23 protein-coding genes are annotated in these 24,145 nt (G+C 66.8%); 5 read left to right on the top strand and 18 right to left on the bottom strand.

Annotation, left to right across the window (positions count from 1 at the left end):
* The 7 genes from ACILQR_RS07740 to ACILQR_RS07710 all read right to left on the bottom strand — a co-directional run.
* Positions 1-784 (bottom strand): hypothetical protein (locus tag ACILQR_RS07740; RefSeq protein WP_395650877.1); only part of this gene is annotated, 784 nt, incomplete at its 3' end.
* A 402-nt stretch (positions 785-1,186) separates the two neighbouring features.
* Positions 1,187-2,353 carry a glycosyltransferase family 4 protein gene (locus ACILQR_RS07735; protein ID WP_395650876.1) on the bottom strand — a complete coding sequence of 389 codons (1,167 nt, stop codon included), beginning with the start codon at positions 2,351-2,353 and terminating at the stop codon, positions 1,187-1,189.
* Positions 2,353-2,799: a hypothetical protein gene (locus ACILQR_RS07730; protein ID WP_395650875.1), complete on the bottom strand. Its 447-nt coding sequence runs from the start codon at positions 2,797-2,799 to the stop codon at positions 2,353-2,355. Before ACILQR_RS07730 ends, ACILQR_RS07735 begins: the two co-directional genes overlap by 1 nt.
* Before the next feature lie 72 nt (positions 2,800-2,871).
* The gene (locus tag ACILQR_RS07725) at positions 2,872-3,993 is read right to left on the bottom strand and encodes a DegT/DnrJ/EryC1/StrS family aminotransferase (protein ID WP_395650874.1); all 1,122 of its coding nucleotides are present in this window, start codon (positions 3,991-3,993) and stop codon (positions 2,872-2,874) included.
* Complete coding sequence (locus tag ACILQR_RS07720) at positions 3,990-4,619, bottom strand: acetyltransferase (RefSeq protein ID WP_395650879.1); 630 nt, start codon at positions 4,617-4,619, stop codon at positions 3,990-3,992. Before ACILQR_RS07720 ends, ACILQR_RS07725 begins: the two co-directional genes overlap by 4 nt.
* Positions 4,620-4,671: 52 nt before the next feature.
* Positions 4,672-4,875 carry a hypothetical protein gene (locus ACILQR_RS07715; protein ID WP_395650873.1) on the bottom strand — a complete coding sequence of 68 codons (204 nt, stop codon included), beginning with the start codon at positions 4,873-4,875 and terminating at the stop codon, positions 4,672-4,674.
* Between the two features lie 118 nt (positions 4,876-4,993).
* The gene (locus ACILQR_RS07710; protein WP_395650872.1) at positions 4,994-5,668 is read right to left on the bottom strand and encodes an OmpA family protein; all 675 of its coding nucleotides are present in this window, start codon (positions 5,666-5,668) and stop codon (positions 4,994-4,996) included.
* Between the two features lie 233 nt (positions 5,669-5,901).
* Between ACILQR_RS07710 and ACILQR_RS07705 the strand changes: the two genes are divergently transcribed.
* Entirely contained in the window at positions 5,902-6,813 is a 912-nt protein-coding gene (locus ACILQR_RS07705) for an isopenicillin N synthase family dioxygenase (protein WP_395650878.1), read from the top strand.
* Positions 6,814-6,968: 155 nt separating this feature from the next.
* On the opposite strand, the gene ACILQR_RS07700 is transcribed toward ACILQR_RS07705, so the two are convergent.
* The 11 genes from ACILQR_RS07700 to ACILQR_RS07650 all read right to left on the bottom strand — a co-directional run bounded on the left by ACILQR_RS07700 (position 6,969) and on the right by ACILQR_RS07650 (position 18,165).
* Positions 6,969-8,882 (bottom strand): ubiquitin-activating E1 FCCH domain-containing protein, encoded by a 1,914-nt coding sequence (locus ACILQR_RS07700; RefSeq protein ID WP_395650871.1) that lies wholly within the window; start codon positions 8,880-8,882, stop codon positions 6,969-6,971.
* Between the two features lie 146 nt (positions 8,883-9,028).
* On the bottom strand, positions 9,029-11,014 hold the full coding sequence (locus tag ACILQR_RS07695) for a M2 family metallopeptidase (RefSeq protein ID WP_395650870.1): 1,986 nt from the start codon (positions 11,012-11,014) through the stop codon (positions 9,029-9,031).
* A 66-nt stretch (positions 11,015-11,080) separates the two neighbouring features.
* Positions 11,081-11,782, bottom strand: coding sequence for a monofunctional biosynthetic peptidoglycan transglycosylase (mtgA, locus tag ACILQR_RS07690; RefSeq protein ID WP_395650869.1), 702 nt, complete (start codon positions 11,780-11,782; stop codon positions 11,081-11,083).
* Between the two features lie 42 nt (positions 11,783-11,824).
* Positions 11,825-11,950 (bottom strand): hypothetical protein, encoded by a 126-nt coding sequence (locus tag ACILQR_RS07685; protein WP_271146500.1) that lies wholly within the window; start codon positions 11,948-11,950, stop codon positions 11,825-11,827.
* 44 nt (positions 11,951-11,994) lie between these two features.
* Positions 11,995-12,960, bottom strand: a complete 966-nt coding sequence (locus tag ACILQR_RS07680; RefSeq protein ID WP_395650868.1) for a WD40 repeat domain-containing protein — start codon at positions 12,958-12,960, stop codon at positions 11,995-11,997.
* Between the two features lie 9 nt (positions 12,961-12,969).
* Complete coding sequence (locus ACILQR_RS07675) at positions 12,970-13,368, bottom strand: type II toxin-antitoxin system VapC family toxin (RefSeq protein WP_395650867.1); 399 nt, start codon at positions 13,366-13,368, stop codon at positions 12,970-12,972.
* Positions 13,365-13,634, bottom strand: a complete 270-nt coding sequence (locus ACILQR_RS07670; RefSeq protein ID WP_395650866.1) for a hypothetical protein — start codon at positions 13,632-13,634, stop codon at positions 13,365-13,367. The genes ACILQR_RS07675 and ACILQR_RS07670 overlap by 4 nt, the downstream gene beginning before the upstream one ends.
* Positions 13,635-13,666: 32 nt before the next feature.
* Positions 13,667-14,761, bottom strand: coding sequence for a CobW family GTP-binding protein (locus tag ACILQR_RS07665; RefSeq protein ID WP_395650865.1), 1,095 nt, complete (start codon positions 14,759-14,761; stop codon positions 13,667-13,669).
* Positions 14,762-14,801: 40 nt separating this feature from the next.
* Positions 14,802-15,776, bottom strand: a complete 975-nt coding sequence (locus ACILQR_RS07660; RefSeq protein ID WP_395650864.1) for a cation diffusion facilitator family transporter — start codon at positions 15,774-15,776, stop codon at positions 14,802-14,804.
* Positions 15,777-15,785: 9 nt separating this feature from the next.
* On the bottom strand, positions 15,786-16,451 hold the full coding sequence (locus ACILQR_RS07655; protein ID WP_395650863.1) for a hypothetical protein: 666 nt from the start codon (positions 16,449-16,451) through the stop codon (positions 15,786-15,788).
* 49 nt (positions 16,452-16,500) lie between these two features.
* Positions 16,501-18,165 carry an amidohydrolase gene (locus ACILQR_RS07650; protein WP_395650862.1) on the bottom strand — a complete coding sequence of 555 codons (1,665 nt, stop codon included), beginning with the start codon at positions 18,163-18,165 and terminating at the stop codon, positions 16,501-16,503.
* 288 nt (positions 18,166-18,453) lie between these two features.
* On the opposite strand from ACILQR_RS07650, the gene leuA reads away from it, so the two are divergent.
* The 4 genes from leuA to ACILQR_RS07630 all read left to right on the top strand — a co-directional run.
* On the top strand, positions 18,454-20,124 hold the full coding sequence (leuA, locus tag ACILQR_RS07645; protein ID WP_395650861.1) for a 2-isopropylmalate synthase: 1,671 nt from the start codon (positions 18,454-18,456) through the stop codon (positions 20,122-20,124).
* Positions 20,125-20,208: 84 nt separating this feature from the next.
* Positions 20,209-21,483 carry a multidrug effflux MFS transporter gene (locus ACILQR_RS07640; protein WP_395650860.1) on the top strand — a complete coding sequence of 425 codons (1,275 nt, stop codon included), beginning with the start codon at positions 20,209-20,211 and terminating at the stop codon, positions 21,481-21,483.
* Positions 21,484-21,536: 53 nt separating this feature from the next.
* Positions 21,537-23,504 (top strand): M1 family metallopeptidase, encoded by a 1,968-nt coding sequence (locus ACILQR_RS07635; protein ID WP_395650859.1) that lies wholly within the window; start codon positions 21,537-21,539, stop codon positions 23,502-23,504.
* A 17-nt stretch (positions 23,505-23,521) separates the two neighbouring features.
* Positions 23,522-24,145 (top strand): pectinesterase family protein (locus ACILQR_RS07630; RefSeq protein ID WP_395650858.1); only part of this gene is annotated, 624 nt, incomplete at its 3' end.

Genomic DNA, 24,145 nt, shown 5'->3' with positions numbered 1-24,145 from the left:
CGGTGATCTGCGAAGGCCCCGTGACTTCCCAACGGCGTTCAAGCTGTAACTCATACCTGCCGGGCTGATTGATTGGAGCTTCGCAGACGACAGCTGAATCCCCATGCTTCCACTCGAACCTCAAAGGGGAGACGCCGCCTTCGGGATCCACACTGATCTGGACTGTCACCCTCCACAGTCCCTCCGTCAGATAAAGATGTGGTCCATGGAACAGGATGCGGGCTCGGCCGGTCAGGTCCATATCGGGACCGGCGGCACCGTCCAACGCTTCCCCCAAAGGATACATCAGGCATTCAGCGGGCCAAATCGCGGACGCCCCGGATCGAGGCGGGATGCTTCTGTAGATGTCGAGCGGCGACGATCGCACCGTTGGTACGGACAACACGACGGGGTCACGCGCAACCTCACCCAATAGGGACAAGGTGAAAGACTGGGTACCCGCGTCGACGAAAACGGCTCCTTGTTGAACCAGGTCCGATGCACGAGCCAGGCGTGCAGATTCAAGCGCGATATCTGCCTTGCTTTGAGGATCAGCCAGGTCGCGGCCCTCCCATGACGGTGGCCCCATCATGATGACAGCCGCCTGGGTACCGGGGATGACGAGTCGCCATTCAGTATCATCCGACAGCACCACACATCGATCTGTAAGACTGGGCCAGTTGTCGACGGGGCCGGTCACGACGTCCCAACCGCCCACTTGAGCGGCAGACGTCAGCGCGGGCTTCCAGACCGAGGCGGAGAGCTCGTCAACGAACAGGACGAAGAGGTGAAGGGGTCCGCTCATACGGCGCGCAGGTCGGTAATGACGTATATTCCGTCGGTGATGTCAGAGAATATCTTTGTCATTCCTCGCTCGACTTTCAGGGCACGGCCGGGCTTACCAGACAGAGCCGGGCCGGTCACGTCGTTAACCGCACGACGACAAGACTAGGCCTCAGAAAGGATACTGATTTCAGCTCGTAATGGATGGCGCGCCTTGGCCAGTCTACGTCCGGAGCCAAGGGAAAGCGGTGACGGTTATTCGCCGTTCCGGCTTGGCGCAGCAGGGCGGCCACCCCTCCGACTTCTCCAGTTCTGAGGAGTCGGATCGGCGTGGATGTCCGCTGACACGATCAATGATACAGTCACAGGGGTTGTTGCCTCGCACCGTCGCAATCACCCAGTGCCTGGCCTAGCCGCTGGATTGTCAGTCCGTCGGATTTTTGTCCGTTGGTATGGTCAAGGCGATCAGCCTGTCCCGCATCCGTTCTGCGGCACGACTACGGCTGAAACCGGCGACGTGGGCCCCGGCGGCGGCGTCAAAGGCGGCGATGCTCAGGACTCCCTGATCCAGACTAAGACCGGTTGTCCTACCCGGATTGGAAAGGCTGCGGTCGATGTCCCCGACGACGCTTGCCAGTGCCTCTGCGAGCGCCGACGGCGTCTCGTCTCGCGCCAACCGGCCCAGGCCTCCGCCGATATAATGCAGGTTCGAGTTGGCGTAGGAGACCGGCACGCAACCCGCGGCCAGCCCCTCGATCACCGGCACACAGAAGCCCTCATGGCGCGAAGCGGTGGCGAAGACATGGGCCTGGCCATAGGCCTCGGCCAGACCCGCATCGGATATCGTCCCGCCCAGATCGACATGGTCGTGCAGGTTCAGGTCCGTCATCAGCCGGTCGAGATGGGCGATATAGTCCGGCGAGGCATGCCGCGTATTGCCCAGAAGTCGCGCCTTGAACGGCACCGGCGACCGGTCGCGCAACAGGGCGAGGGCCTCGAGCAGTTCGTGGACCCCCTTGGACTGCACGAACCGGCCGACATAGACGATGTTGATGGGCCTGCGGGCCTTGTCGGCCAACCGCCCGACCGTCGGCGGGGTGACGGCCAGGTCCATGACCTGGATACGTGCGGGATCGAGCCCCTGACGCAGCAGTTCGTCGCGGTTCTCCTGGCTGTCGGCCCAGAGCTCGTCGGCGGCGGCGAAATTCTGGATCTGGGCCATGGACCGGTCGATGATCGGATGGTCCGCCTCCCCGACCAGCGCCTTGGGCGTGACGTTGTGGAACCGCACGATCTGACGTGCCCCCCCGTTGCCCAGCAGGATGGCGTCGAACAGCTCGTTGAAGATGGCGAAGACATAGATCACCACGTCCGCCTCCAGAAAGGCGGGCGTCAGCAGCAGGTCGGCCAGGGACCGGACCCGGGTGACCTCGAACTCGTGCGGATCGCTGTTTCGGCAGACCAGGGTGACCTGATTGTGCGGATCGGCCGCCAGGTCGCGGACCATGTTCAGCGTCGCCTCGCCCACCGCATCGTTGCGCAGCAGGGTCGGGCAGACGATCACCACCCTTGTCGGCTGCGGCTGCGACATCAGGCCCGGTCGGCGCGTGAAGCCGGTGCTGCCGGAGCCTTGCGGCGGACGACCGGCTTGGCATTAGAGAGAGAAGGCGTGGGCCCGTCCACAGGGCGCAGCGCCTCGATCCGGGCCTCTAGCGCAGCGATCTCGGCCTTCAGCCCGGTCAGCCCGGCCGTGATCTCATCCAGCCGGCCATAGGCGTCGGCCGCTTCATGGGCGCGGACCCGGGCATCGGCGGCAACCGACAATAGCTGCGGGATATGTTGGTTCCAGCCCTGGGTCAGGCGCGCCAGATCGGTTTCCACAGCGCGCAACCGGGCCCCCGTCGTGCCGCGCGTCAGCAGCGAGGGCTCGATCCGCCCGTCGGCATGGGCCCGGAGTTCGGGACTGGCCAGACCCAGCGAGATGCGCAGCGACTTGGTGTAGCGGGCGACCGACTTGCTGAGGGATGTGTTGCTCACGCCTGTGCCGCTCCGACCCGAAGAGGCCTTGGCTTAGAGGCTCGCGCAAAACGGGTCAACGCGATCGGCCCGTCAGTTCATGACGGCAATGATGACGTCGCAGACCCGGTCGATGTCGTCGTCCGTCAAGGCGCTGCCCGAAGGCAGGCACAGGCCTGTGGCGAACAGGTCTTCGGCCACCGCGCCACCGACCATGGCCGCCCCGGCGAAGGCGGGTTGCAGGTGCATGGGCTTCCAGATCGGCCGGCTTTCAATGTTTGCCGCTTCGAGTGCCAGGCGCAGGGTCTCGGGCGCGCCCGCCCGGGCGGGATCGAGCCGGATGACGGTCAGCCACCGGGTGTGCCGACAGCCCGGAGCCTCCGGCGCGAACGACAGGCCATCGATGGTGCCGAGCCGGGCGACATACCGGTCGAAGATGTCGCGCCGCCGTTCGACCTTGGTCTCCAGCGATCCCAACTGGGCCAGGCCTACGGCGGCGGCCAGACTGCCCAGGCGATAGTTGAACCCGGCCTCGGCGTGCTCGTAGTGGACGGCCGGCAACCGCGCGGCGGTGGCCAGGTGGCGGGCGCGCGCGATCAGGGCGGCGTCGTCGGACGCCAGCATGCCGCCGCCACCCGTAGTCACGATCTTGTTGCCGTTGAAGGAATAGGCGGCGCAGCTTGCGCCGTGGCCGGCGGCTCGACCGTTCCGGCTGGCCCCCACGGCTTCGGCCGCGTCGAGGATGACGGGGACTCCGTGCCGGTCGGCGACGGCGTGGATGGCGTCGATGTCGCAGCACTGGCCATAGAGGTCGGCCGGGACGACGGCGCGGACGGTCAGGCCGTCACGGGCCGCGACCTCGAACGCCTGATCCAGCAGGGCCGGGTCAAGGTTCCAGCTGACCGGATCGACATCGACGAAGATCGGCGTGGCCCCAGTCTGGACGATGGGCGAGACCCCGCCGATGAAGGTCAGGGTCGGGGCGATCACGGCGTCGCCGGGCTTCAGCCCCAGCATGACGAGCGCAAGATGCAGGGCGGCGGTCCCCGAAGACACCGCCGTGGCGTGGGCCAGGCCGACGGTTTCGGCAAAGGTCCGCTCGAACCGCTCGACGACGGGCCCGACGGAAGAGACCCAACCGGCGTCGAACGTCTCGATCAACAAGTCGCGCTCGGCCGCTCCCAGGTCGGGCGCGGACAGGGGGATGCGGGTCATCGGCGGGGCTCCACCCGGTGGGCTGGATTGCCGACGACGGTCGTACCGGCCTCGACCGACCGGGTGACGACCGCGCCTGCTCCGACAACGGCCCAGTCCCCGATGCTCAGTCCCGGCAGAATGACGGATCCCGCCCCGACCATCACGCCCTCGCCGACCTGAACGGCTCCGGTCAGGACGGCTCCCGGGGCGACATGGGCAAAGTCGCCGACGACGCAGTCGTGCTCGACGATGGCCCCGGTGTTGACGATGACGTGGCGGCCCAGCCGGGCTCCGGCCTGAACCCGGGCTCCCATGCCGATCAGGATACCGACGTCGAAGATTACATCGTCGGCCAGGCTGGCGTCCGGGTCGGTGATGGTGGCCCAATCGGCACCGGGCCTGGCGAAGGCCAGGTCGCGTCGTGTCCGGTTGGAGCCGATGGCCAGATGGAAGAGGCTGTCGCCACGCTGATCGTCGGCCGTCACCTCGACGCCGCCGACGACCTGGCCGATCCGGTCGGGATCGGCATCAAGCACCGCCCCGATGACAAGACCCGCGCGTCGGGCACAGGTGGCGGCGACCCGCGCATGGCCGCCGGCGCCGATCAGGGTGATGGGCCGGCTTTCGTCGGACGGGGTGGGCATCGATATCACGCGGGCATCTGGCCCTGCGTCGCGCCGAACCGCAAGGGCGGGCTCAGCCGGAGGTGCGGATCAGTTGGGACGTCGGTTCGATCGGGGTCGCCGCATGGGACGATGCCGCGGGCTGAACGCGGTCGAGCCATGCGCCACCGGCCCCGATCACGACCGTGGCCGTGACCACGGCCGAGGCGAGCGCGATGGCGGCCAGGCGCAACCCGGCCGCCAATGCCACACGTTCCTCGCCGTCGTCCGGATACATCGCGCTCCCCCGAGTCGATCGATCGGGTTAGTCACCACGGGTCGGCGAACGGCGCAAGTCACGGAACGGTGTGCGGAACTGCCCGCACACCGTTCATGGCTGTCGCAGTGCTGGAGGCTCAGCCCGTGAAGGGGCGGATCAGGACCTCGACGCGGCGGTTCTGGGCGCGACCTTCCGGCGTGGCGTTCGAGACCACCGGCGTGCGGGCGCTGTTGCCGGCGACGTAGAGGCGTTCGCGTTGGACGCCGTTGCGGATCAGGGCGTCGGCGACCGAGACGGCGCGGCGCTCGGACAGCGGCTGGTTGATGGCGTCGCCGCCGCTGGAATCGGTGTGGCCGATGATGTCCACCATCGACTGATCATACTGACGCAGCACATTGGCGACGTCCGCCAGGGTGGCGTCGAAGCGCGGCTCGATGTTCGACTGGTTGACGGCGAAGGTCACGTCCGACGGCATGCGCAGGACCAAATTGTCGCCCTGACGCGCGACCCCGACGCCGGTGCCCGACAGTTCGGCCTCGAGAGCCCGCTGCTGGCGGTCCATGTACTGGCCGACGGCGGCGCCGCCCAGGGCGCCGACGCCGGCACCGATCAGCGCGTTCTTGCGGCCTTCCTCGCCGTTCGAGGTGTTGGTCAGATAACCGAGCACGGCACCGCCCAGGGCCCCGGCCAGGGCACCCGTCGCGGTGTTGTTGCGGCGTGGCGCAGAGCTGTAGGGGTCGGTGGTGGTACAGGCCGTGGCCCCGAGCAGGGCGAGGACGCCGACGCCCGCGACGATGAAGTTGGTGCGCATGATGATCACTCCTTGTGGTCTGGCCCATCCCTTGGCGACCAAACGTGGCCTTACGGTGAAGGTTCCGGTGCCGGATTGAGGCCAGAGGGGAGTCTGCGCCGCCGATCTGCCAATTTCCGGCGATAGGGCGTATGAAAATCTCCGCATTCCCGACCAAAGGCCCGCCTGTGACCACGACCCTGACCGCCGAAACGACCGCCGCCACGAACCCGCAGGGGATACAGCCGGTGTCGATGGCGCGCTATAATACCGACTTCCAGGGATTCAGCGACGAACTGGGCACCTCGTTCCGGACCTATGGCTTTGCCGTGGTCGCCGATCACGGGCTGGACGAGACGGTGATCGAGGCCGCGCTGTCTGATGCCAAGGCCTTCTTCGCCCTGCCGGAGGAGGTCAAGCGGGCCTATCACATGCCCGGTACCGGCGGTGCGCGGGGACTGACCCCGTTCGGCGTCGAGGCGGCCAAGGACGCCAATACCGTCGATCTCAAGGAGTTCTGGCACACCGGGCGCGAATTGCCGCCCGGCCATGCCTATGCGCAATATATGCGAGCCAACCTGTGGCCGACCGAGGTCGAGGGGTTCCGCGACCATCTGTACGGGATGTTCGAGGCGCTGGACGCCCTCGGCCGCAAACTGCTGCGCGCCATCGCCCGTTATCTGAAGCTCGGCGACGCCTTCTTCGAGGACAAGGTGGAGCTGGGCAATTCGGTGCTGCGGATGCTGCACTATCCGCCCGTGCCGGCCGATGCGCCGGGGGTCCGGGCCGGGGCGCACGAGGACATCAACGTCATCACACTGTTGCTGGGTGCCGAAGAGGCCGGGCTGCAGCTCAAGGACGCGAACGGCGAATGGCTGGATATCGCCCCGCCGCCGGGTGCCCTGGTGGTCAACATCGGCGACATGCTGCAACGGCTGACCAACCACGTCCTGCCGTCGACGACGCACCGTGTGGTCAATCCGGCCCCCGAACGGCGCGGCTTCGCCCGTTATTCGACGCCCTTCTTCCTGCATTTCAACCCGGACTATGTGATCGAGACCCTGCCCTCGACGATCACGCCGGAGAACCCGGACCGCTATGTCGGCAAGGCGATCATGGCCGAGGATTTCCTGACCGAGCGGTTGAAGGAAATCCGGCTGCTTTAGACGGGTGCGTTTCTCCCTCCCCTTCATGGGGAGGGACGGTCGGAGCGAAGCGAGGACCAGGGTGGGGGAGTGTGGTCCGCACGCAACTTTCATATGGCCCCACCCGCGCTCGCTATGCTCGCGGTCCCTCCCCATGAAGGGGAGGGAGATGCGCCCTACTTCGAAATCCTCAACCTCGTGATGTCGCGGCCGATGGCGGCGAAGTCGTCTGATAGGTCCGAGCCGCTGGCCGGCAGGAAGGCGTAGTCGGGGCCGGTGGCGCAGCTGGCCAGGATGTTGGCGGCGTTGCTGTTCGGCGTGACCTGGAAGCCGACCGTATAGACCACGATGTTCTGGGCCTTCATCGCCGTGCAGAGCTGGGTCGCCTGGGTGAAGGGGTCGCCGTTGGTGGCGTCGCAGTTGATCTTGTCTTCGGCGTACCCCGTGCCGGGATCGCCGGCGTTTCTCGCCAGGACGCCGGTGCAGTAGGGTGAGTTGAAATCGCCGTCCGTCATCAGGATCACGGCCTTGAGCGTGTCGGTCGGATCGTAGGCACCCGCCGGGTTCGAGGACCACAGGGTGTTGAAGTTCGGGGAGACCGTATACCAGCCCCAGGCTAGGCCGATCTGGCCCGCCGTCGATCCCGTTTCGGTCAGGCCGCTGATCTTGGTCTTGAGGGTCGAGATGCTGGACGTCAGGGGCTGGATCGTCGCAGTCGGGCAGGGGTTGAAGCTGGCGGCATAGTTGCGGCCGACCTTGGCCGTTGCCGGCGAGGCGTCCGTATAGGCCTGCGCACCGGTGCGTTCGCTGATGCAGGATGTGGTCTCGACGGCGGTCAGCGCATTATCGGACCAGCGGCGGAACACCCGGTACTGACACCCGTCCTGGCCGCACCATGATGCGCCGCCCGAGGTGTAGGCGCTGAGATAGGGACCGACCACGCCCTTCAGCGAATAGGTGTTGGTCGTGACGTTGGCGACTTCGAACGACTGATTGTTGATCTGGGTCATGCCGTTGACCCCGGTGATGTAGACCGTTCCGGGCTGGGTCGAGCCTGTATCCGTGGTCGTGGCGGGGATGCCGTGGGCGTTGGCCGTGATTACTACGGTGCAGTCCGACAGCTGGCACTCGCGGGCCATATCGCTCGATCCCGAGCTGTAGGCGCTGTAGCCGTTGCCGGATGTGGTGTTGACCGCGACCCACGATGACCCGTTCCAGGACTGCATCGAGAAGGTGGTGTTGGTGATCCGGACGGCCCGATAGGCCCGGTTGTTGACCTGGGTCATGCCGCTGACGCCCGAGATCCAGACGTAGTCGCCGGTGACCAGGCCGTGCGCCGAGGCGGTGGTGACCACACCCGGGCTGGCCCGTGTAATGCCGTTGATTCCGACCCCGGCGGCCTTCGCCCATGAGGCGCCGGTGATGGACCTGGAGCCCGTCGCGGCACCTCGTGCGCCGTCGGCGTAGGAGCCCATATTCACACCGATCGAATAGGGGATGATGGCCATGCGGGTGTAGTAGGGCGTCTGGGTGGCCTGGACGACGATGTCGACCAGCTGGGTCGCGGCGGCGCGCAGGTCGATGATGCGCTGGCCGGCCATCGAGCCGGTGATGTCGAGTACCAGGCCGACCTCGATGTTCTTGGACGAGCGGTTGACCTCGGAATGGGCACCGACCGGCAGGGTGTCGTCCAGCAGGCGGCCATAGGGCGGCAGGACGATGTTGGCGACCAGGGTCTTCACATTGACCGTGGCATTGGAGATCACGACCTGGTCGGCGTTCAGGCTGAAGGTCGCGCTGGCCAGGGTGATGTTGGGATAGTTGGCAAGGTTAGCCCGCAGCGCCTTGGTGCCGATGGTGGTCAGGTCGGCGTCGCTGACGGCGGGCGACCGGGCGGCGGCCAGGGCGGCGGCGTCCAACGCGTCCTGAAGGTTGGCCTTCACCGTCGCGGCGCGATTGATATCGACCCCGCCCATGGTGATCATGACCAGGATGGGCAGGGTCAGGGCGAAGATCATCGCCACATTGCCACGCGAGGAGGCGGCGAAACGCCCGGCGAGCGACCGCGTCGCCGCCAAGATGCCACTCATCCGCTTGCCGACAGTCATCGTCCACCCGACCGATCACGCGAGGCGCAGGCCTCGCAAGCGATACGGTTTAGCTCGGCGCGGTTAAGACAAGCGCCACGGAACACGGTTAACCCGGGTTGAACGTCGGCCTTCCGGCACCGGGCCGATCAGGCCGAGGTCGTGGTCCAGCCGCAGGGCTTGCCGCGGTTCTGCTCGGTCAGCCAGGCGTTCAGAGGGGCGAAATAATCCAGGATCGCGGAGGCGTCGTTGCCGCTCTCGCCGGTGAAGGCCTGCATGGCCTCGGGCCAGGGCCGCGACTGGCCCATCTCCATCATCGCATTGAAACGCTGGCCGACGGCTTCGTTGCCGTAGATGGAACAGCGGTGCAGCGGCCCGGTCCAGCCCGCCTGCTGGCAGGCCGCACGCTGGAACTGGAACTGGTAGATGTGGGCGAGGAAGTAGCGGGTGTAGGGGGTGTTGCCGGGCACATGGTATTTCGCGCCCGGATCGAATGCGTCGGCCGGGCGCGGTCCGGGCGGTACCAGGCCCTGGTATTTCAGCATGTCGGCGGTCCAGGCGGCGTTGTACTGGTCCGGCGCGGTCTTGCCGCTGAACACGTCCCAGCGCCAGCGATCGACCATCAGGCCGAAGGGCAGGAAGGCGATCTTGTCGAGCGCCATCTTGAGCAGGAAGGGGATATCCTCGGCCTCGCCGGGCACGGTCTGCAACAGGCCGATCTGGTTCAGATAGGTGGGCGTCAGGGCGGACAGGCCGACGAAGTCGCCGATCGCCTCATGGAAGCCGTCGTTCGCCCCGTTCTTGAACAGGAAGGGCTGGTCCTTGTAGGCGCGCTGATAGACGTTGTGGCCCAGCTCGTGGTGGACCGTATAGAAGTCGTCGCCGTTGACCTGGGTACACATCTTGATGCGCACGTCCTCGAGGTTGTCGATGTCCCAGGCCGAGGCGTGACAGACGACCTCGCGATCACGCGGGCGGGTGATCTGGCTGCGCTCCCAGAAGGTCTGGGGCAGGGGGGCGATGCCCAGCGAGGTGTAGAAGCCCTCACCCGTCTTGACCATTTTCGTGGCGTCATACTGGGCCGAGCTCAGCAGCTCGGTCAGGTCATAGCTGGACGCGCCGCCCGTCGTTGGGGCCACGACGTCATAGATATTGCCCCACTGCTGCGACCACATATTGCCCAGCAGGTCGGCGCGGATCGGGCCGGTCGCGGGCTGGACCGCGTCGCCGTACTTCTCGTTGAGCCGGGCCCGGACATAGCAGTGCAGGTTCTCGTAGAAGGGCCGGACCTGGCCCCACAGCCGGTCGGTCTCGGTCGCGAAAGCGTCGGGCTCCATGTCGTAACCGGCCCGCCACATGGCCCCGGTGTCGGCGAAGCCCAGCTCCTGCGCGCCCGCATTGGCGATCTCGACCAGGCGCGCATAGTCGTCGCGCATGACCGGCGAGATGGTGCGCCAGCCTTCGTACAGGGCCTTGGTCTGCGCCGGATCGCGGCTCTCGGCGATCAGGATGTTGGCCTCGTCCAGAGTGATGGTCTTGCCCTCGAACTCGAACTTGCCGGTCGAATAGGTGGAGTCCAGCCGCGTCGTGATCTCGGCCAGTTCGGCGGCGGCACCCGGACGGTTGGGGGCCGGCAGGACGATGCCCTGTCGCATCAGGTTCAGCTTGCGCCGCACGTCGGGCGCGGTCTCGATGTCGTTGAAGCGGGCGGCGGCGTTGGCCAGCTGGACCTGAAGCTCGGTCATCTCCCCGTTGACCTTGGCCTCCAGCCACATGGTGTCGAAGGTGATGTTGGTAGCGCGGGTCCACTGGACGCGCTGGGCGTATTCGCTGAGCGTCGCCAGCTTTGCTTCGGCCTCCGCGACGAAGGCGGCGGCACCCTCGGCCGTGGCGGGCTGTTCGGTGACGGCGGAGGTTGAAGGGGCGGATGCGCCGGACTTCAGCGAGTCGGATGTGAGGGGTTCTGCCTGAAAGCGTGCCGGGGGAGTCTGGCCGGTTGGGACATAGGCGGTCCCGGCCGGAGCGTCCGGCGATACACCGGTCGAGCGCGTGTCGAAGTATCCGTTTCCGACGCAGCCGGTCAGGGACAGGCCAAGCGCGCAGGCGGCGACGGCGGACAGCAGATGACGCTTCATGGGAATTCTCCGAACAGGCGAAGGATCAAGGGTGAAGCGGTGGCTTGCGTCAAGCGCCGCCGCAGATCAGCGTGGCCGGATCACGCAGGCGGCCAGGCCTTCATTGCGGACCACGCGGGCAGACGCCTGGATTCGCGCGGCGCGCCTGCGAACATAGGGGCCGGGCGTGGTGGCGTCGTAGCGGCGGGGGCTGGGCAGGATTGCGGCGAGGCGGGCGGCCTGCTGCGGTGTCAGGTCGCGCGCTGACCTGCCGAACCAGTGGCGCGACGCGGCCTCGGCCCCGTAGACGCCCGGCGCCCATTCGGCAACGTTGAGATAGACCTCCAGCGTCCGGCGCTTGCCCCAGATCGTCTCGATCAGGACGGTATAGCCCGCCTCCAGCCCCTTGCGGATCCAGTCGCGGCCGGGCCAGAGGAAGACGTTCTTGGCGGTCTGCTGGCTGATGGTCGAGCCGCCCCTGACTCTTCCGCCATCCTCGTTGTGGGCCAGCGCCTTCTGGATCGCCTCGATGTCGAAGCCGCGATGGGAACAGAACCGCGCGTCCTCGGCGGCGATGGCCGAGTAGACCAGATTGGGCGAGATATCGTTCAGGCCCCGCCAGCGATAGTCGAGACCTTTGCCGCCCAGGGCCTGTTGCACCATCAGGATGGTGACGGGCGGGGGGATCAGGGCGTGGACCAGGACCCCGCCGATCGGGAGGAAGCACAGCACCAGAAAGGCGATGAGGAAGGGCCGGCTGCGCCGACCGAGCTTTGGAACCCCGAACATGGGTCCATGTTCGTCATCCCGGCGCGGCTGGCAAGAGCGGCCTCAGGATGCCGCGTTGACGTCCCACAAAAAGACGACGGCCAGGCCTGCGCCGAGAACGGCAATCAGGATGATCACGGCCAGGCAGCCCCAGACCATCGTGCCGCCTCCGCTGTCGTTCCTGTTCATCTCGCCTCCCCGGCCAGAGCCGAGGATGAGGTGATTCGACCCGATCAGGCCTCTACGACACCGGCGTTTCCGTCCTCGTCGGCCCAGGCGACGAGGCGGCCGTCAGGGGACAGGGCGAGGGCGGCGATCGGTGCGCCCCTGTCGGCCTTGACGAAGTTCAACCCCTGGCCGGCCGGGTCGGCCCACCAGACCCGGCCATCGCTCAGGCCCGCTGCGAGAACGCCGTGCTTTGGCCGTGCCGCCACGAGGGTGACCAGACTGCCTTCGTCATAGCCGATCTCGGTGGCTTCCCGGCCCATGGGTCCGTTGGCGCCGATGAAGGGCCAGAGCACGGCGCCCTGGGCCCCCGAGGTGGCCATCAACTGGCCGTTCGACAGGAACGCGACCGAGCGGACCTTGGACGGATAGCCGCCCATCCGCATGTCCTTGGAATCCTTGAGCCTCCAACCGTGCAACTGGGCGTCCTGCATCATGGTGACGACGAAGTTTCCATCCGGAGAGAAGGCCACGCCGGTGTGGGACCCGGCCCATTTCAGCATCGTCGGCTTCTGCTTCTCGATCCGCGCGTACCACAGGGCGCAACCGCCGTAGGTCGAGGCGGCGATCCGCCGGCCCTTTGGGTCGAAGGCCACGCCGGACACGGTGCGCTCATGCGCATAGTCGCGGCGGAAGTAGACGTCGGTGGCGTCGATCACCGACAGGGTCTTGCCCGAGGAAAAGGCGATCAGCTTCGATTCAGGCGAGACGTCGATGGAATCGATCCACTGGCCGTTCACCGAGGTGGCCAGGACGCCGGCCTCGGTCTTTCGCGACCAGATCACCCGCCCGTCGTCGCCGCCCGTGACGACGCCGTCGCCCGAGGGGTGGACCGCAGCGCACAGGATGGCACCGTCGTGGACAGCGTTGTAACTGCCGTCCTCGAACCGCACCGAGCCGTCGCCGAGCGTGAAGATGGCACCGGAGTTGTCGAACAGGGCGGCGGTGATCTGGGCGTCGAAGGTGGTCTGCATGGATGTCCTTCAGGTCAGAAGACGCACGGTATGACCCGTCGTGGTCAACAGCTTCGCGGCTTGGCGATCAAACGTGATCAGGGTGTCCGCTCGCATCTCTTCGCCTTGCAGGGCGATCACGCCGTCGGCGAAGTCGCCACCGAGCTCCAACACTGCAAGTCCGCCCTCGATAGTAGCCACGTCGTACTCGACGTTTGGAATAGCCAATAAGGCTCGCAGCTTTTCCGCAACCACCAGCCGTGAAAACCGATACGATCGCGTCATCACCCAGGCCGTTTCGCATAAGGCCAACAAGGGGATCACCACGACCTCGGCCTGTGCGATCTCAGACGCAGCGATCAGGGTTTGACGTTCGTCATCCTGGACAATCAACCGCAGCAGGACGTTCGTATCGACGGCGACCTTCAACGGCCGCGAAGTCCCGCCATCCCGGCTTGGGCACCCGCATCCTCGATCGCCTCGTTGATCTCTTCAAGGGTCAGACGGACCCCTGTTGGCGGAATCAATGACCCTGCCAGATCAGCCCAGGTCACGGTCTTGCCCATCGGCCGCGGCTTGTCTTTGACGACCCGAACTTCAACTTCCAAAGTGTCGCCTGCTCTCGCGCCCACGCGCTCCAGCACAGATCTGTGGAGTGTCGCTTCGCCGTTTGCATCAACTACGACCATGGTCATGAATTCAGCCTAGCCCCAACTGAGGATTGCCTTCAAGCCGCACAGGCCTCGAAACCGGCCTTGAGCGCGGCCTCGTCGAGGTCGCGGCCGATGAAGACGGCGCGGGACCAGCGGCGTTCGGTGGCACCCCATTCGCGCTGCAAGTCACCCTCAAGGATCATGTGGACGGCCTGAAAGACCAGGCGGCGATCCTCGCCGGCGACGTCGATGATGCCCTTGGCGCGCAGGATGTTCTGACCCTGCTCGCCCAGCAGCTTGTCCAGCCATGCGGTGAATTTCGTGCCGTTCATCGGGCGATCGAGCGACAGGGACACGCCCTTGATGTCGTCGTTGTGGGCGTGGCCCCTCGCGCCTGAAGCCGGCGCGCCGTGATGATGGTCGTGGTCGTGGTCGTGACCGTGGTCATGGTGATCGTGACCGCAGTGTTCGTCATGCACGTGTCCGGCCTCGCCGTGGGCGGGGTTGGCGAACTCGGGATTGATGTCGAGGATGCGCTCCAGGTCGAAACCGCCCAGACCAAGGACCTGGTCCAGCGGGACATTGGCCCGTTCGGCGCGAGTGATGGGGGCCAGCGGGTTCAGCTTGCGTAGGCGCTGTTCGACGGCGACCAGTTCGGATTCGGTAGCCAGATCGGTCTTGTTGAGGATGATGCGGTCGGCGAAGGCGACCTGTTCGCGGGCCTCTTTCGAGTCATCCAGCCGGGCCATGACGTGTTTGGCGTCGACCAGGGCGGTGACGCTGTCCAGCTGGGTCTTGGCCTTGACGTCCTCGTCGACGAAGAACGTCTGGGCGACCGGGCCGGGATCGGCCAGGCCGGTGGTCTCGACGATGATGGCGTCGAAAGCCGGCTTTCCGGGACGCTGACGCTTCATCAGGCCGGCGACGACGCGGATCAGGTCGCCGCGCACCGTGCAGCAGACGCAGCCGTTGTTCATCTCGAACACGTCCTCATCGGCGCCGACGACCAGGTCATTGTCGATCCCGATCTCGCCGAACTCGTTGACGATGACGGCGTAACGCTTGCCGTGGTCCTCGGTCAGGATGCGGTTCAGCAATGTGGTCTTGCCAGCGCCGAGATAGCCGGTGAGGACGGTGACGGGGATCTTTGAGGCAACGGTGTCGGTCATGGGCCGCTAGATGGCGGCTGGCACCCAATTTGGGAAGGGGTCAGCAGTCCGGGCAATCCGCCATCGCCTCGTTTTCCAGCTGGAGCGTGGTGTGGCCGATGGAGAAGCGGGTCCGGGCCATGGCTTGCGCCTCGGCCAGCAGGGCGAGGGAGTCGGTGCGGTCATGGACGAGGTGGGCGGTCAGGGCGGTCTCGGTGGTCGACAGGCCCCAGACGTGCAGGTCATGCACCGCCGACACCCCGGGCAGGGCGAGGAAGGCGGCGCGGATGGCGGCGACATCGACCCCTCGCGGGGCGGCGTCGAGGGCCAGGTTGACCGAGTCCTTCAGCAGACCCCAGGTCCCCATCAGGATCACGATCACGATGACGATCGACACCAGCGGATCCAGGATCGACCAGCCGCTGAACAGGATGATCGCGCCCGAGATCACCACGCCGATCGATACGGCGGCGTCCGACATCATGTGCAGATAGGCCCCGCGCGCGTTCAGGTCCGAATGCTGGTCGCGCATGAACAGCAGGGCGGTGCCCAGGTTGATGACGAAGCCGATGCCGGCGACGATCATGACGATGCCGGACTGGACGGGCGCGGGATCGGCCAGGCGCTGGACGGCCTCGAAGGCGATGGCTCCGCAGGCGAAGATCAGCAGCAGGGCGTTGGCCAGGGCGGCCAGGACGGTGGCCTTGCCGAAGCCGTAGGTGAGTTGCTTGCCCGCCGCGCGTCTGGCCAGCACGGCCGCGCCCCCGGCCATGGCCAGACCCAGGACGTCGGACAGGTTATGGCCCGCATCGGCCATCAGGGCGGTCGAGCCGCTGTAGATCCCGGCCCCGAACTCGCAGGCCACGAAGGCCAGGTTGACGATCAGGCCGACGGCATAGCGCCAGTCGCCGGTATCGACAGGCCCATGGGCGTGGCCATGGTGGCCGTGGCTGCCGTGAGAATGGCCGTGGTCGTGACCATGATGTCCATGGTCATGGTCATGGTCGTGATGGGCGTGGTCACGGGGGGAGGCCATGTCTGACCCTTAGTGCTGATGCAGCACGACGAGAAGTCCGATCCCGATCAGGGCGAGGCCCAGGATGGCGCCTTCGTATCGGACCCATCGCTCCAGCCGCAGCACCGAGGCCCCCGCGCGGGCCAGGGTGGTGAACAGGCCCATGCCGAGCAGCGTCCCCGCGAGGAAGGCCAGGGTCAGCAGGGACAGGGCGACCATCCCCTCCTGGGCCGAGGACATATAGATGGGCAGCAGCACCTCGCCCGGCGACACGGCCAGCATGACCACCAGACCCCAGAAGGCGGCGGCATGCGAGACGGTGGGCTCCGACAGCTCGAGGGTCGGGCCGTCGGCGGTGAGGGGCGCGGGGCGGCGCACGACCGCCCGGATCAGGTAGAAGGTCCCGAAGGCGAACAGCAGGATGGCCGACAGGTTGGGCAGGATGCCGGCGACCCACTGGTCCAGGGCCAATCCCGCCGCGACGATCAGGCCGCCGACGACGGCCGTGGAAGCGATGTGGGCGACCCCGGCGGCACCGACGGAGGCCAGGGTCCGGGTCAGGGACCAGCGCTGCGCCCGCCCGACCAGCACGAACGGCAGCCAGTGGGTCGGAAGCGCGGCGTGCAGAAACGCCGCCACGAATCCGCCGCCCAGCAGCGACAGCAGCACATCCCATTCAAGATCAGGCGACGACATTGCTGACCCTGTAGCGTGTTACTTTATAACGGTCGAGCGGTTTTTCAGTTCAGGGTCGCTCGTAGACCACCCGGCCATCCACCACCGTCAGGACCGCATGGCCCCTGGGGATGTCGGCCAGCGGCACGGTCATCAGGTCGATGTCGAAGGCGGTGAAGTCGGCGCGCTTGCCGACCTCGATGGTGCCCAATTCCTTCTCGCGGAAGCTGGCGTAGGCGGGGGCGGTGGTGAACATGGCCAGAGCCTGCTGGCGCGAGACAGCCTCGGACGGGCGCCAGTCCGGGCCCTGGAAGCCATCGAGGTCGCGACGAGCGACGGCGGCGTAGAACTCGATCAGGGGATCGCCGCGCTCGACAGGCGCGTCCGAGCCGCCGACCACCACGACGTTCCAGTCCAGCAGGCTCTTCCAGGCATAGGCCCCGTCCAGCCGGGCGTCGCCGAGCCGGGCGGGGGCGAAGTGGAAGTCGCCGATGGCGTGGCTGGGCTGCATCGATGCGATGATGTTCAGGGCGGCGAAGCGCCGCTCGTCGGCGGGGCGCATGATCTGGGCGTGCTCGATCCGCCAGCGGTGATCGCGGATGGCGGGCGTTTCGCCGTTCACATTCATCATGGCGTCCAGATACCAGTCGAGTACCAGCGAATTGCCCCGGTCCCCGATGGCGTGGGTCGCGACCTGGATGCCGGACCGGAAGGCCTGTTCGTAGAGGGGAATGATCTGGGCGGCCGAGGTCTGGAGCAGGCCTGTCGTATGGGGATCGTCGGAATAGGGCTCGAACAGGGCGGCACCGCGCGAACCCAGGGCACCGTCGACGTAGAATTTGATCGCGCGGGTGACGACACGTCCATCGGCGACGCTGCGGGGCCCCGAGGCGATCAGGGCCTCGGCGCCGTCGGGGGTGACAGAGTTGTAGACGCGGATCGGGGCCTCACCGGCCTCGGCCATCCGCTCCAGCAGGGGGATGTCCTTCCAGGGTGCGCTCATGAAATGCACGCCGGTCCAACCGTAGGCGGCCTCGACACGGAAGCCGGCGCGGTAGGCGTCGCGCAGGGCCTGCGGGTCCGCCTGGGGCCGCAGAGTCTCGACCAGGTCCATGGCGGCGTCCAGCAGGAATCCGGTGGGCTTGCCGGAAGCATCCCGGGCGATCTCGCCGCCGGAGGGAGCCGTGGTAGTCGCATCGATACCGGCGGCGGCGAGCGCCGCAGAAGAGGCGGTGACCGCATGGCCGTCTGCGCGACCCAGCAGGACGACCCGGCCGGGGGCTGCGGCGTCCAGATCGGCGGCGGTCGGGAAGCGCGGGCCGTTGGTGCTCTCGGGCCAGCGGGTCTCGATCCAGCCGCGACCGATGATGGGGCCCGTCGGATGGGCTTCGGCCCAGGCGCTCAGCCGGGCCATGGCTTCTGCGAGCGACGCGGAGCCCTCCAGGTTCAGGGTCAGTTCGCGCCAGCCGATGCCGTCCAGATGGGCGTGGCCGTCGGTGAAGCCGGGGAACAGGGTCGCGCCCTTCAGGTCGATCTCCTGAAGCGCATCACGGGTGGTGCCGGGATCTTCGCCGACATAGTCGATGAGGCCGCCCCGGACGATGACGACCTCGGGGCTGGGGGCGTTGGCGACGCCGGTGTGGATCGTGCCGCCCCGGATGATCAGGTTCTGGGCCGCGGCCGGGCTGGCGGCGAGCAGGGCGATGACGGCGAGGGCGGTCAGGGACGTTTTCATGGCCGGTATCGGTGAGTGGCGGATGCAGGAAGGTCAAGCCGTCCCGTTTCCCACCGAGGGGAGAAGGACGCCGCCCCTTGCGCATTTTTGATGCGTGGGGATGCAAGTTGGGCTAGGTGGCGTGCATGGATCGTTCCATCTCGTACGTTCTGACGCCTGCGCACCGCCTTTCGGCGCTTGCGGACCTGCGACTTATGGACGGCCTCCGGGGCTGACGGCGACCCGGCGGCGGCATTCAGCCACTCCGCTTTTTTCAGATCCGAACTTCCAGATGAAGGAGCCGCGCCGATGCTGCGCGACCCATCCGTAAAATACCGCCCGTTCCCGCAGGTGGATATCCCCGACCGCACCTGGCCGTCGAAGACGATCACGGCCGCACCGCGCTGGCTTTCGACCGACATGCGCGACGGCAACCAGGCCCTGATCGATCCGATGAACGCCGAGAAGAAGCAGCGCTTCTTCGATCTGCTGGTGAAGATCGGGATCAAGGAGATCGAGGTGGGCTTCCCCTCGGCCGGGGCGACCGAGTTCGATTTCATTCGGGGGCTGGTCGACCGGGGGGCCATTCCCGACGACGTCATGCCCCAGGTCCTGACCCAGGCACGGGCCGACCTGATCCAGACCACCTTCGACAGTCTGGACGGGGCCAAACAGGCGGTGGTCCATGTCTATAACGCCGTGTCGCCGGCGTGGCGGCGCATCGTGTTCGGGCTGGAGCGGCCCGAGATCAAGGGCATCGCGGTCCAGGCGGCCAAGTGGCTGAGAGACCAGGCGGCGGGTCGTCCGAACACGGACTGGCGCTTCGAATACAGCCCCGAGACATTCTCCACCGCCGAACTGGATTTCTCGCTGGAGTGCTGCGAGGCGGTGATGGACATCCTGATGCCGACGCCGGATCGGCCGCTGATCCTGAACCTGCCGGCGACGGTCGAGTGCGCCAGCCCCAATGTCTATGCCGACCAGATCGAGTGGATGTGCCGCAACGTCTCGCGGCGCGACAGCGTCATCATCTCAGTCCACCCGCACAACGATCGGGGCACAGGCGTGGCGGCGGCCGAGTTGTCGGTCATGGCGGGTGCCGACCGGGTCGAGGGCTGTCTGTTCGGCAATGGCGAGCGGACCGGGAACGTCGATCTGGTGACATTGGCGCTCAATCTCTACACTCAGGGCGTCGATCCGGAGCTGGATTTCTCGGACATCGGCGAGGTCGTGCGCACGGTCGAATACTGCAACCAGCTGCCGGTCCATCCCCGGCACCCTTATGCGGGCGAGCTGGTGTTCACGGCCTTTTCCGGCAGTCACCAGGACGCGATCAAGAAGGGGTTCGCGGCACAGGCCGCGCGCAACGACCAGATGTGGGACGTGCCCTATCTGCCTATCGATCCGGCCGACATCGGCTGTTCGTACGAAGCGGTGATCCGCGTCAACTCCCAGTCCGGCAAGGGTGGGGTGGCCTGGATCCTGGAGCAGGATCAGGGGCTGAAACTGCCCAAGCGGTTGCAGGCCGACTTCTCGCGGCCGGTGCAGACCCTGGCGGATACGCTGGGTCGCGAGCTGAACGCGGCGGACATCTGGGCAGCGTTCCAGAGCGCCTATCACCTGACCGGCGATCGGCCGTTGCGCCTGATCGACTATCAGGAGACGGCGGTCGCAGGCGGCGGGCGGACCTTCTCCGGCCGGATCACCCTGGACGGCGAGGAACGTCATGTGTCGGGGCGTGGCAACGGCCTGTTGTCCAGCGTTCTGGACGCGCTGAAGGAGGCGATCGGGCTGGATCTCGACATCGCCGACTATCAGGAACACGCCATCGGCCAGGGCTCTGACGTCAAGGCTGCGGCCTATGTCGAGGCGCGCACCGGTGACGGTCGGACCGTCTTCGGGGTCGGGATCGATGCCGACGTGGCCACGGCGTCGGTCAAGGCGGTGCTGTCGGCAGCCATCACGGCACGCGTCAACTGATCGTTGATCACATAATGCTGCGATGCAGCAAAAACTGATCGGACAAGGTTGCGGCGGCCGGTTGTCGGGTCCAATTGACGCCCCATGACCGCAGCCCCGATCGAAAAACCCGTCGTCGAAAAGCCCGGGTTCGCCGAGTTCGTCTGCCTGATCGCCCTGATGATGGCGCTGAATGCACTGGCCATCGACGCCATGCTGCCGGCCCTGCCCGACATCGGTGCGGCCCTGGGGGTCGAAAATCCGAACAGCCGGCAATGGGTCGTCACCGCCTATCTGCTCGGCTTCGGCGGGGCCCAGCTGATCTACGGGCCGCTGTCGGATCGTTTCGGCCGGAAGCCGATCCTGACGGTCGGGATCGGCCTGTATGTGCTGTTCAGCGTCGTGGCCATGCTGGCCCCGACGTTCGAGACCCTGATCCTGGCGCGCATCGGCCAGGGCCTGGGCTCGGCGGCGACGCGGGTGCTGGCGGTTTCGATCGTACGCGACCGGTTCAGCGGGCGGACCATGGCGCGGGTCATGTCGCTGAGCTTCCTGGTCTTCCTCGGCGTGCCGATCATCGCGCCGTCGCTGGGCCAGCTGATTTTGCTGGTCGCGCCGTGGGAGGGCATCTTCGGCGTGCTGGCCTTCGCCGGTGTGGCCCTGCTGGTCTGGGCGACGCTGCGTCTGCCCGAGACCCTGAAGCCCGAGGATCGGTTGCCGATCCAGTTCGGCCGGGTGGCGGGTGCCTTTGGTCAGGCCATCACCAACCGCACATCGCTGGGCTACACCCTGGCGATCACGGCGATCACTGGGGCCCTGTTCGGCTTCATCAACTCGGCGCAGCAGATCTTCTTTGATGTGTTCGAGGCACCCGCTCTGTTCACGACCATCTTTGCCGCCATCGCCGGCGGCATCGCGGTGGCGGCCATCCTGAACGCCCGTCTGGTCGAGCGGCTGGGGTCGCGTCTGATCGGCCATTCCGCCCTGATCGGCTTCACCACCATGTCGGCGATCCACGCCCTGGTCGCCCTGTCGGGCCACGAGACGATCTGGACCTTCGCCGTGCTCCAGACCCTGACCATGTTCTGCTTCGGTTTGATCGCCGGAAACTTCGGGTCGATGGCCATGGAGCCGATGGGGCATATTGCGGGCACCGCGTCGTCGCTTCAGGGCTTCTTCTCGACCATCGTGGGGTCGCTTGCCGGGTTCGCCATCGGTCAGGCCTTCAACGGATCGACCGTGCCCATGACGCTGGGGTTTGCGTCCTGTGGCCTGCTGGCTCTGTGCGCCGTCCTGTTCGCCGAACGCGGCCGATTGTTCGTGGCACGCAATGCCAAGCCGGCGGTGCATCTGGGCGAGAGGGCGTCGCCCGCCTCTTGATCTTTGCCGGCTAACGGGTCTGAGGTCTGCGCCGTAGTTTATCGGAGCATTCCATGTCGCCTCGTGCCGCCGGCCTCGTCTCTGCCCTCGCCCTGACCGCCGCCCTTTCGGTCTCTCTGGCCGCGTGCCAACAGCCGGAGGTGAAGTCCGACATGCCGCCCCTGCCGGCCTCGGCGACCGCGCCGGTGGTCTATCCGAAGGACGTGCACTCCTATGCCCAGCCCCAGGTCGCGCGGGTCAAACACGTCGCCCTGGACCTGACCGCCGACTTTGCCGCCAAGACCCTGTCGGGCACGGCGACCCTGGACGTCATGGCCGAGGCGGGCGCGACCCAGGTGATTCTGGACACCCGCAACCTGGACATCCGCTCGGTCAAGGGCGCTGACGGCAAGCCGCTGGCCTTCGCCCTGGGGGCCGCCGATCCGATTTTGGGCCAGCCCCTGACCGTCACCCTGCCGGCCTTCACGCCCGGTCAGGTCATCAAGATCGTCGTCGATTACGCCACCCGGCCCGACGCAGCGGCCTTGCAATGGCTGACCCCGGCCCAGACGGCGGGCGGCCAGCAGCCCTTCCTGTTCAGCCAGGGCCAGGCCATCCTGACCCGCACCTGGGTCCCCACCCAGGACAGCCCCGGCATCCGCCAGACCTATTCCGCGAAGATCACCGTCCCCGAGGCGCTGAAGGCGGTGATGAGCGCCGAGATGCTGACCCCCGACGGGGAGAAGGCGACGGACGGGACGCATGCCTATCGTTTCCGCATGACCAATCCGGTGCCGCCCTATCTGATCGCGCTCGCGGTCGGCGACCTGGCGTTTGCGTCCGAGGACGGCCGCACCGGCGTCTGGACCGAGCCCAGCCGTCTCGCGGCCGCCAAGGCCGAGTTCGCCGAGGTCGGCCAGATGGTGACGGCGGCGGAAGGCCTGTACGGCCCCTATGCCTGGGGTCGCTATGACCTGCTGATCCTGCCGCCGTCCTTCCCGTTCGGAGGGATGGAGAACCCGCGCCTGACCTTCGCCACGCCGACGATCATCGCGGGCGACAAGTCGCTGGTCAGTCTGGTGGCGCACGAACTGGCGCACTCCTGGTCCGGCAATCTGGTGACCAATGCGACCTGGAATGAGTTCTGGCTCAACGAGGGTTTCACCACCTACTTCCAGAACCGGATCATGGAGGCGGTGTACGGCAACGATCGCGCCCAGCAGGAGCGGGTGCTGGGCTGGGATTCACTGCAGTCCGAGCTGAAGAGCCTGCCCGAGATGGACACCCGGCTGCATCTCGACTTGGCCGGTCGGGACCCGGACGAGGGCATGACCGACATCGCCTATGAGAAGGGCGCGGCCTTCCTCGAGACCATCGAGCGGACAGTCGGGCGCGAGAAGTTCGACGCCTGGCTGAAGGGCTATTTCGAACGGAACGCCTTCCGCCCCATGACCTCGGCTCTGTTCCTGAAGGACATCCGGGATCATCTGGTGAAGGGCGACGGGGCGCTGGATGCGCGGCTGAAGCTGGATGAATGGGTCTATCAGCCGGGCCTGCCCGACAATGCGGTGGTCCCGACATCGAACGCCTTCACAGCGGTGGACACGGCGGCCAGGGCCTTCTTCGCCGATCGCGGTCCGGCCTCCGCCATTCCGTGGAGCGGCTGGAACACCCAGCAGCGCCAGCGTTTCCTGGGCTGGCGTCCCGCCAACCTGCGTGACGGCGCGGACTGGCTGACCAACCAGCAACTGGCCGATCTGGAGAAGACGCTGAACCTGGCCAACGAGGGCAACGCCGAGGTCGTGTTCGGCTGGCTCCAGATCGCCATCGCCCACCGCTATCAGCCCGCCGTGCCCAAACTGACCCAGTTCCTGACCTCGATGGGCCGCCGCAAATTCGTCCTGCCCCTGTTCACCAGCCTGTGGGCCGAAGGCGACTGGGGCCGCCCGCTGGCGACCTCGATCTATGCGCGGGCCCGGCTGGGGTATCATCCGGTGACGACGGGGTCTGTCGATGCGCTCGTGGGACGGCCGGGGGGCTGACGGTCGGCCTTTCGGTGATGGCGCCGATCCCGTCCCGTCGTCGGCTGTCGGCCGGTCTGGTCGCGCTGGCCGCCGCGCCGGGGCTGGCGGTCGCCGACGTCAGGCCCGGCTATCAGGCCGAGGTTCTGGCTGAGGGCGTGCGGCCTGTTTCGGGGGCACCGACCTATGCGACCCTCGTTGCCGCCGTCGCCGCCGCGCCCGTCAGCGGAACCGCGCCGTTCCGGATTCTCATCCGGCGCGGCGTGATCAACGAACAGGTCGTGATCGACAGGCCCTTCGTCCATCTGGTCGGTGAGGACCGCGCAGGAACCGTCATCAGCCATCTGGCCGCATCGGGTCTGACGGCACCCGACGGCAGGAACTGGGGCACGACGCGGACGCCGACGCTGACGGTTCGCGCGCCGGGCTTTCAGGCTGAGCGGCTGACGATCGCCAACGCCTTCGACGGTCTGGCAGAGATGACGCGTCCCGGCGGCTTGCGATCGCACGCTGGGGCGGGCCCCCAGGCCGTGGCCCTGATGCTGGCCGAAGGGTCGGACCAGGCTGTGATCAGGGACTGCGACATCCTCGGCTATCAGGACACCCTGTTCGCGGATGGCGGAACGGCCGTCTTCGAGCAGTGCCGCATCACCGGCAGCTAT

It is taken from the genome of Brevundimonas sp. (assembly GCF_044239655.1).
In the GTDB taxonomy this organism is placed as follows: Bacteria; Pseudomonadota; Alphaproteobacteria; order Caulobacterales; family Caulobacteraceae; genus Brevundimonas.
This window is presented reverse-complemented; position numbering and strand designations above follow the sequence as displayed.